The organism is Halorubrum sp. ASP1 (genome assembly GCF_005435135.1).
Classification (GTDB): domain Archaea; phylum Halobacteriota; class Halobacteria; order Halobacteriales; family Haloferacaceae; genus Halorubrum; species Halorubrum tropicale.
In genome coordinates, this window is sequence record NZ_SGUA01000001.1 from 504,106 (window position 1) to 510,562 (window position 6,457).

11 protein-coding genes are annotated in these 6,457 nt (G+C 69.0%); 8 read left to right on the top strand and 3 right to left on the bottom strand.

The genetic code is table 11. From position 1 onward, the window contains the following. The first annotated feature begins 86 nt into the window (after nucleotides 1–86). A complete protein-coding gene (locus EXE48_RS02590) occupies nucleotides 87–857 on the top strand; it encodes a ribonuclease H-like domain-containing protein (protein WP_137710694.1) in 771 nt (256 codons plus the stop codon). Between the two features lie 110 nt (nucleotides 858–967). Here EXE48_RS02590 and EXE48_RS02595 read toward each other — a convergent pair whose 3' ends face one another. Continuing rightward, nucleotides 968–1,849 carry a beta propeller repeat protein gene (locus EXE48_RS02595; protein ID WP_199236334.1) on the bottom strand — a complete coding sequence of 294 codons (882 nt, stop codon included), beginning with the start codon at nucleotides 1,847–1,849 and terminating at the stop codon, nucleotides 968–970. 289 nt (nucleotides 1,850–2,138) lie between these two features. After that, entirely contained in the window at nucleotides 2,139–3,128 is a 990-nt protein-coding gene (locus EXE48_RS02600; protein ID WP_137710696.1) for a polymer-forming cytoskeletal protein, read from the bottom strand. A 143-nt stretch (nucleotides 3,129–3,271) separates the two neighbouring features. Here EXE48_RS02600 and EXE48_RS02605 point away from each other — a divergent pair, with 143 nt between their 5' ends. From EXE48_RS02605 to EXE48_RS02640, 7 genes are all read left to right on the top strand, one after another. After that, nucleotides 3,272–3,448, top strand: a complete 177-nt coding sequence (locus EXE48_RS02605; protein ID WP_053772215.1) for a DUF5786 family protein — start codon at nucleotides 3,272–3,274, stop codon at nucleotides 3,446–3,448. A 118-nt stretch (nucleotides 3,449–3,566) separates the two neighbouring features. After that, nucleotides 3,567–3,803 carry a hypothetical protein gene (locus tag EXE48_RS02610; RefSeq protein ID WP_053772214.1) on the top strand — a complete coding sequence of 79 codons (237 nt, stop codon included), beginning with the start codon at nucleotides 3,567–3,569 and terminating at the stop codon, nucleotides 3,801–3,803. Between the two features lie 100 nt (nucleotides 3,804–3,903). Beyond that, on the top strand, nucleotides 3,904–4,101 hold the full coding sequence (locus tag EXE48_RS02615) for a DUF5800 family protein (protein ID WP_004598428.1): 198 nt from the start codon (nucleotides 3,904–3,906) through the stop codon (nucleotides 4,099–4,101). Between the two features lie 181 nt (nucleotides 4,102–4,282). Then, a complete protein-coding gene (locus EXE48_RS02620; RefSeq protein ID WP_233561587.1) occupies nucleotides 4,283–4,708 on the top strand; it encodes a DUF2178 domain-containing protein in 426 nt (141 codons plus the stop codon). A gap of 2 nt (nucleotides 4,709–4,710) precedes the next feature. Beyond that, nucleotides 4,711–4,923, top strand: a complete 213-nt coding sequence (gene relB / locus EXE48_RS02625) for a type II toxin-antitoxin system RelB family anti-toxin (protein WP_053772212.1) — start codon at nucleotides 4,711–4,713, stop codon at nucleotides 4,921–4,923. Between the two features lie 59 nt (nucleotides 4,924–4,982). Then, nucleotides 4,983–5,183 carry a hypothetical protein gene (locus tag EXE48_RS02630; protein ID WP_053772211.1) on the top strand — a complete coding sequence of 67 codons (201 nt, stop codon included), beginning with the start codon at nucleotides 4,983–4,985 and terminating at the stop codon, nucleotides 5,181–5,183. A gap of 354 nt (nucleotides 5,184–5,537) precedes the next feature. Next, a complete protein-coding gene (locus EXE48_RS02640) occupies nucleotides 5,538–5,990 on the top strand; it encodes a DUF6653 family protein (RefSeq protein ID WP_053772210.1) in 453 nt (150 codons plus the stop codon). A 54-nt stretch (nucleotides 5,991–6,044) separates the two neighbouring features. On the opposite strand, the gene EXE48_RS18985 is transcribed toward EXE48_RS02640, so the two are convergent. After that, entirely contained in the window at nucleotides 6,045–6,419 is a 375-nt protein-coding gene (locus tag EXE48_RS18985; protein WP_241991934.1) for a PIN domain-containing protein, read from the bottom strand. Nucleotides 6,420–6,457 lie beyond the last annotated feature (38 nt).

Here is a 6,457-nt window from a genome sequence, read left to right on the forward strand (position 1 = left end):
TACCGCGGCGTGTTAGCTCTTCGCTCGCGGTCGGCCGCGCGGCCGCTCCCGTCGGCTTTTTGCCCGCGCGCCGCTCGGGGACGGACATGCGCATCGAGAACAGCTTCATCCCCGTCGAGGGGGTGGGCGAGACGACCGAACGGCGCCTCTGGGAGCGAGGGGTCACGACGTGGGAGTCGTTCGACCCCGCCGTCGACGTGGCGGGCGTGGGCGCGACGACCGCCGACCGGATCGAGTCGTTCATCGCGGAGGCGCTCGCGCGGCTCGACGACGGGGACGCCGCCTACTTCGACCGGGCGTTCCCCTCGGGCGAGCGCTGGCGGCTCTACGAGAACTTCCGCGAGGAGACCTGCTTCTTCGACATCGAGACGACCGGGCTCGACGAGCGGCGCGACCGCGTGACGACCGTCAGCTTCCATCAGGGCGGCGAGACGACGACGCTCGTCGCGGGCGAGGACCTCACCGCGCGGCGCCTCCGCGAGCAGTTCGCGGACGCCAGCCTGCTCGCGACGTTCAACGGCGCGCGCTTCGACGTGCCCTTCCTGGAGACCTCCTTCGACATCGAGATCGACACCCCCCACCTCGACCTGATGTACCCCGCGAAGCGGATCGGCCTCTCGGGCGGGCTGAAGCCCATCGAGAGGGAGATCGGGATCGACCGCGACCGCCCGGACATCTCCGGCCGGGACGCGGTCCGGCTCTGGCGCGAGTACGAGCGGGGGAGCGACCAGGCGCTGGAGACGCTCGTCTCGTACAACCGCGAGGACACCGTGAACCTTCGGACGCTCGCCGACACGGTCTGCGACCGCCTGGACGACGAGGTGTTCGTCACCGCCCCGGACGGAGACGGCGACTGAGAGGGACCCGATAGGTCGCGAACGGCGGGTATGGACCGTCGCGATGGGAGCCGCCGCCTCGGTCGACGCCGGCGGGGTCGACGCCGACGCGGTCGGAGCCGCCGAAGCGGTTACCGGCGCAGGACGATCCCGCCGTTGCCGACGACGACGGCGTCGCCGTCCACGTCGACCGCGTTCAGGTTCTCGCCGGTCGGCGTGTCGAGCGCGAACCGATCGTCGGCGGTGAGCTCCTGGACGACGCCGCCGCTCCCGACGACGTAGCCGACCTCGCCGTCCGTCTCGACGTCGACGAGATCGGCGTCGCCGAGCGCGTCGGGCGTCCAGTTCGCGCCGTCGTACGTCAGCACGGCGCCGTTACCGCCGGAGACGGCGACGTCGTCGGGCGCGTCGCTGTCGAGGCCGTAGAACGTCACGTCGGCGTCCTCGATCCCGATGGCGTTCCAGGTGACGCCGTCGTCGGTGACGAACACGCGGCCGTTCGTGTCGACCGCGTGCCCGCTTCGGGGGCCGTGGAAGTCGATCGCGGGGAGCGCGGAGCCGCTGCCCGGCGTGACGTAGTCCCAGGTCCCCGCCGCGCCGTTCTCGAAGCTGTAGTAGATCTTCCCGGAGTCGCCGGCGACGTAGACGTTCGCCTCGCCGGCCCGCCCGGTGACGGCGACGGCGTTGTAGTTGTTCGTGTTGTCCATCGGCGCCGAGTGGTCCACGAGGGTGTCCGTCGCGGGGATGTACTCGCCGATGGCGCCGCTCGCGCCGACGAACCAGACGCGCTCGCCGTCGTCGGTGACGGCGGCCCCGTAGAGGTTGCTGCCGTTCCCGGTCGGGCCGCCGGCGCGAAGCGTCCGCCAGCCCTCGGCCGCCGGCGCGGTGAGGACGCCGCCGCCGCCGACCGCGAAGCGGCCGGCGCTCGCCGACACCACGTCGTGGAGCGTGCTGTCGGTCTCGGTCGCCTCGACGGTCCAGTCGCTCTCCGCGGCCGCGGCGACACCCGTCACGCTTCCCGATGCGACGATCGTACCCAGTCCCGCCAGCGTCGCGCGGCGGGTCGCCGTCAGAGGTCGGCTCATGACGCACCCGGGGCTTTCGGTGCCTGTTGTAAGTGTTTTGTGTCAGTTTAGAACTGGCGTGAAATTAAATCGGATAAAACCGCGTTAAACGTCGATCGCCGCGGGGGTTCCGGCATAAACTGTCCGAAAATACCTGCGGGAAAAGCGCCGCTTTCGTCGCTAAGAACCGCATTCTGAATTGCGTCCCCGGCGGGTAAAACACGTCCGGCGCAACGGGTCAGGAGTCGTCTGACTCGACCGTCCCGGGCGCCGCGCCGGCGTCGGTGGTCACCGTCGCGGCCTCCTCGGCGTCCGCGGCGTCGGTCTGGGCTTCGGCGGCCGCCTCGTCCGGTACATCGGACTCGACCCCGTCGTCTTCGCTCGCCCGCTCCGCTTCTTGGATCAGCTTCATTTCGCCGCGCGCCCGGAGGGTGCCCTGGATCTCCGCGCCGTCGTACACCACGAGATCGCCCGCGGAGACGTCACCGAGGACGCGCGCGCCGCTCTCGACGGTCACGGTCCCGCCGCGGGTCGTCACGTCGCCGTGGATGATCGTGTCGGCGCCGACGGTGACGTCCTCGCGGGCGCGCAGCGAGCCGAACACCTCGTTGCGCTCGCCGACGCGGATCGACGCCGCGCGGAGGTTGCCGTGGAGGCGGCAGTCGTCGCCGACGGTGGCCGGCGTCGACACGCGCCACGCGTCGTCGGATATCTCGGCGTTCCGCGGGACCAACAGCGGATCCCGCACGTCGTCGCCGTCGGCGAGCGCCTCCGCCAGTTCGTCGGCGGCGTCGGTCTCGCCGACGCGCAGCAGCTGCGAGAGGACGATGAAGTAGAAGACGATCGTCGGCACCGGGTTGCGGATGACGATCCAGCCGTTGGCCTCGAACCCCTCCTCGACCGTCACGTCGTCGCCGATGTCGAGGTCGCCCGACACCATCAACCGGCCGGTGACGGTGACCCGCTCGCCGAGGTACGCGTCCTCGCCGACGAGCACGTTGCCGTCGACGGAACACCAAGTGTCGAGCCGGCAGTCGCCCTCGGCCTCGATGTCGTCGCCCACGCGCACGCGCTCGCCGATCGCGACGTTGCGGCCGCGGACGCCGAGCTCGACGGTCGACTGCCCGCCCACGAGCACGTCGCCGTCGACGACGACGTCGTGCTCCTCGACGGTCGTCTCCGAGGGGATCGCGAGCTCCTCGATCGGGCCGTCTCCTCGCAGCGACACACCGGGAGCAGTCGCCCCGAGCGTATAAACGGTGCGGGGCGTCGGACACGCGTCGGACGACGCGAGCGCCGCGCGGAATGTGAACGCCTCCCGCGGCGGCCCCCTGTCGCCGCGCTTTTCAGTGCGCCGTCGGTATCTCGCCCATGGGATTCGGATCGTACGACGAGAGCGAACAGACGGATCAGGACGTCGACACCGACGAGGACGACGCGGTGAACGTCCACGAGAACGACCACGACGGCGACGTCACCATCGAGGGCGACGCCGACACCGACGACCTCGTCGGCCGCCTCTCCGAGATGCGCGACGACGACGACTGAGTCCCCACCTCTCCTCAGCTGCGCTCCTTGGGCCGCGGGCGCGAGTCGTCGTCGCGGGTGTGCGTGTCGTTCGCACGCCCAGTTCGGATTTATGATCCTCCAGCTGCTTCGGTACCATATGGCACGGAACCGCAACCGAGTGGGTCGGGTCGGCCGCCGGACGCGCCGCGGTCGCCGGAACCGACGGCGACGCGGGGACCGGTCCGAGACTGCCGACACCGACCACGGCGACGAGGCCTCCACCGCGACGGTCGCGCTCGCGCGTCGACTCTGCGCGAGCGGGAACGGACAGGCGTGTGAGATGCTCGAACGACTCTGCGAGGCAGGCCACGACGCAGCCTGCGACGCCACCTGAGATCCGCGCGGCGCGCGGTCGATACCGGTGTCCCCGACGTGCGACGACCGCCTCCGGCGGTGCGCGTTCCTTATCACCTCGCGCGGAGTACTCTGAACCGATGAGCACGGACCTGACGTTCACGGACCGCGGGGTCGACGTCGTCTACGAGGGCACCGAGTTCGAGTTAGAGAAGACGCTGATCGAGGAGGCGACCGGGAAGTCGTACCGCGACGTCACGGACCACGAGGTGCTGACGATCGTCGCCGAGGATCCGGACCTGGACGGCGAGCCGGTCCGGATCGGCGACGTGCTGTAGCGGAGGCCGGCTGCTCGTTCGCCGGGCCTTCCTCTGACGACACCGAGTCGGTACCGCTTCGTCGAATCCGCTCTCGTTGTGTGATCTGACCTGCCCCTCGCGAGCGACGGTGCCAGTCTCGCCGATCGGAGTAAGAAATATATAACGTTAGATCGAACTAACACATAGAGGTGACAACCGAATGCGACCTCGCACGAAGTACCGCATCGGACGGGCCGTTCACATGCTCGTCACGGTGCTGACGCTCAACCTCGGACTGGCCCGGGAATCTGCTCCGATCATCGCCAGCGGCGCGGTGCTGTTCGTCGCGTTCTTCCCGGTGAGCCGGACGGTCGCCGACCGCGTCGGGTACACGCCGACCGACGAGCGCACCCGAGCGATCACGCGGACCGCCGCGAGCCGCGCCGCGATGCTGCTGTTCGGGGCCTCGCTCGCCGTCTTCCTCGTCGGGTCCGCGCTACAGGCGACGGGCGGGCTCGACGGTATCGCACAGACCGCCTACGCGCAGGCCCGCGTCGTGGTCGTCTGGGCCGCCGTCGCGATCTGCGTCTCCTCCGTCGCTCACGGGACACGGGCCTGGGTGCGGCGGCGGGGCGTGGAGGCGTAACCGTGGAGTTCGACACCCGCGTCCGCGAGCTCCGCGAGGAGGCCGGCCTGACGCAGGCCGAGCTGGCCGACCGCGTCGACGTGACTCGGCAGACGGTCCTCTACGTCGAGAAGGGCGAGTACAACCCCTCGCTGGAGCTGGCCTGGCGCATCGCACGTGAGTTCGACGCGCGCGTGGAAGACGTGTTCGACCTGCCCGACGAGCCGCGATCGTAGCGCCGCCGTCGCGCGGTCCGACCGGACGACTTTTTCCGACGCCCGCCGAAGCAAACGACATGGACATCGGATTCGATCTCGGAGTGAACGTCCCGTCCGGCGTGTTCGCGCTCCACGCCGTCATCGCCGTCGTGTTCCTGGGCCTCGCGGGCGTGAACGGCGCGAACGGCGAACTGATCGGGCTGGGACTCTACCTCGCGATGGCGGGTATGATCGGGCTCGTCGGCCTCATGGCCGGGCGGATCGTGGCGCGTCGCTGACCCGGGTCGACTCGCTTTCGTCGTCGGTGTCGGTCGCCTCGCCGGACGCGGCAGCAGAGTTTGGGGCCACAGGGACCTGAACCGCGGTCGTCGTCATGAGTCGGCGTCCTCCTCGCCGGTCCCGGCGATATCGAGGTCCGCGGTGTACTCCTCTCTACGTTCTGCGACTTCCGGTGCCGGTCCGCCTTGTGGTAGTAGCGCTTGAACGTGTCCGGGTCCGCGTCGGCGCGCTCGCTGACCACGCCGATCGGGAGCCCGCGGTCGCAGTGCCACGTGAGCGACCCCGTCCGGATGTGGTAAGACGCCCTCTGCCTCGAAGGAAACTATTTGATCGCTCGGAGAGAAATCCCGACCATGGCCCCCACTCTGCCGGACGATTTTGAAGAACGGTTCTGGCGTCGTCACTCCAATCCGAAGAGCGGCTGGAGTCGAACGGTCCTGCTGCCGGCGCTCCTCTTCGCTGTCTATCACCGAAAGTGGCGACTCGCGGGCGCCGCACTCCTGTTCACTGTGGCGAATCCGATCCTCTTCCCGCCGCCGGACGACGACGACGCGTGGATGACCCGCGTGGTGTTAGCCGAACGTTGGTGGACGCGCGAACAGAAGGCGGGCGTCTTCGACATCACGTACCCGAACTGGCTCAACCTGCTCAACGTCCCCGTCTCGGTGTACGCGTTCGTCGCCGCGTACCGCCGGCGCCCCTTCCGGGCCGGCCTCGCCGGCGCGCTCTCGATGGCGCTGAAGTTATGGTATGTTGGCGCGCTGGTCCGGCGGTACGACGCCCGTGACCGACCGGAGGAGCGATAGCGGTCGTTGGTCAGCGTCGACGACCGCGAGCGAGTAGCATCTGCTGCCCCTCGGTCACTCCTGCCGGTACGGGTCGGCCGCGACGTCGAGGCGGTACACGTCCTCGGCGGCGTCGAAGTCGCCGTCGAACGCGTAGCGGTAGCCCAGCCCCTCGACCTGCATGTACGCGACGATACAGGCGTCGACGAACGAGGATCGCTCGTGCTGCCGGAAGATGTCCTTCGCGGTCGCGAACGCGTCCGCCGTCAGCGATTCGACGTGGAGGCGCGTGCTCTCCTCCCCGGCTACGGACCTGTTTTTCCTCGAATACCTGTTACTAAGAAGTGATACGTTAAAGTGGAGACCGCTATGGGGCCGGAGGGAGTCGCGCAACTCAGAATCAGTGGTGTGTCGGTACGCCGAGACGTCGGTTTTCGCTATCGTGTTCATGATTGAGTTTCGTCGTCGTGGTCGCCGCTCTCCTCGTC

Bases quoted from the DNA above. Each gene is read 5' to 3' on its own strand.
- EXE48_RS02590 (WP_137710694.1), top strand. From the start codon at position 87: ATGCGCATCGAGAACAGCTTCATCCCCGTCGAGGGGGTGGGCGAGACG.
- EXE48_RS02605 (WP_053772215.1), top strand. From the start codon at position 3,272: ATGGGATTCGGATCGTACGACGAGAGCGAACAGACGGATCAGGACGTC.
- EXE48_RS02610 (WP_053772214.1), top strand. From the start codon at position 3,567: ATGGCACGGAACCGCAACCGAGTGGGTCGGGTCGGCCGCCGGACGCGC.
- EXE48_RS02615 (WP_004598428.1), top strand. From the start codon at position 3,904: ATGAGCACGGACCTGACGTTCACGGACCGCGGGGTCGACGTCGTCTAC.
- EXE48_RS02620 (WP_233561587.1), top strand. From the start codon at position 4,283: ATGCGACCTCGCACGAAGTACCGCATCGGACGGGCCGTTCACATGCTC.
- EXE48_RS02630 (WP_053772211.1), top strand. From the start codon at position 4,983: ATGGACATCGGATTCGATCTCGGAGTGAACGTCCCGTCCGGCGTGTTC.
- EXE48_RS02640 (WP_053772210.1), top strand. From the start codon at position 5,538: ATGGCCCCCACTCTGCCGGACGATTTTGAAGAACGGTTCTGGCGTCGT.
- EXE48_RS18985 (WP_241991934.1), bottom strand. From the start codon at position 6,419: ATGAACACGATAGCGAAAACCGACGTCTCGGCGTACCGACACACCACT.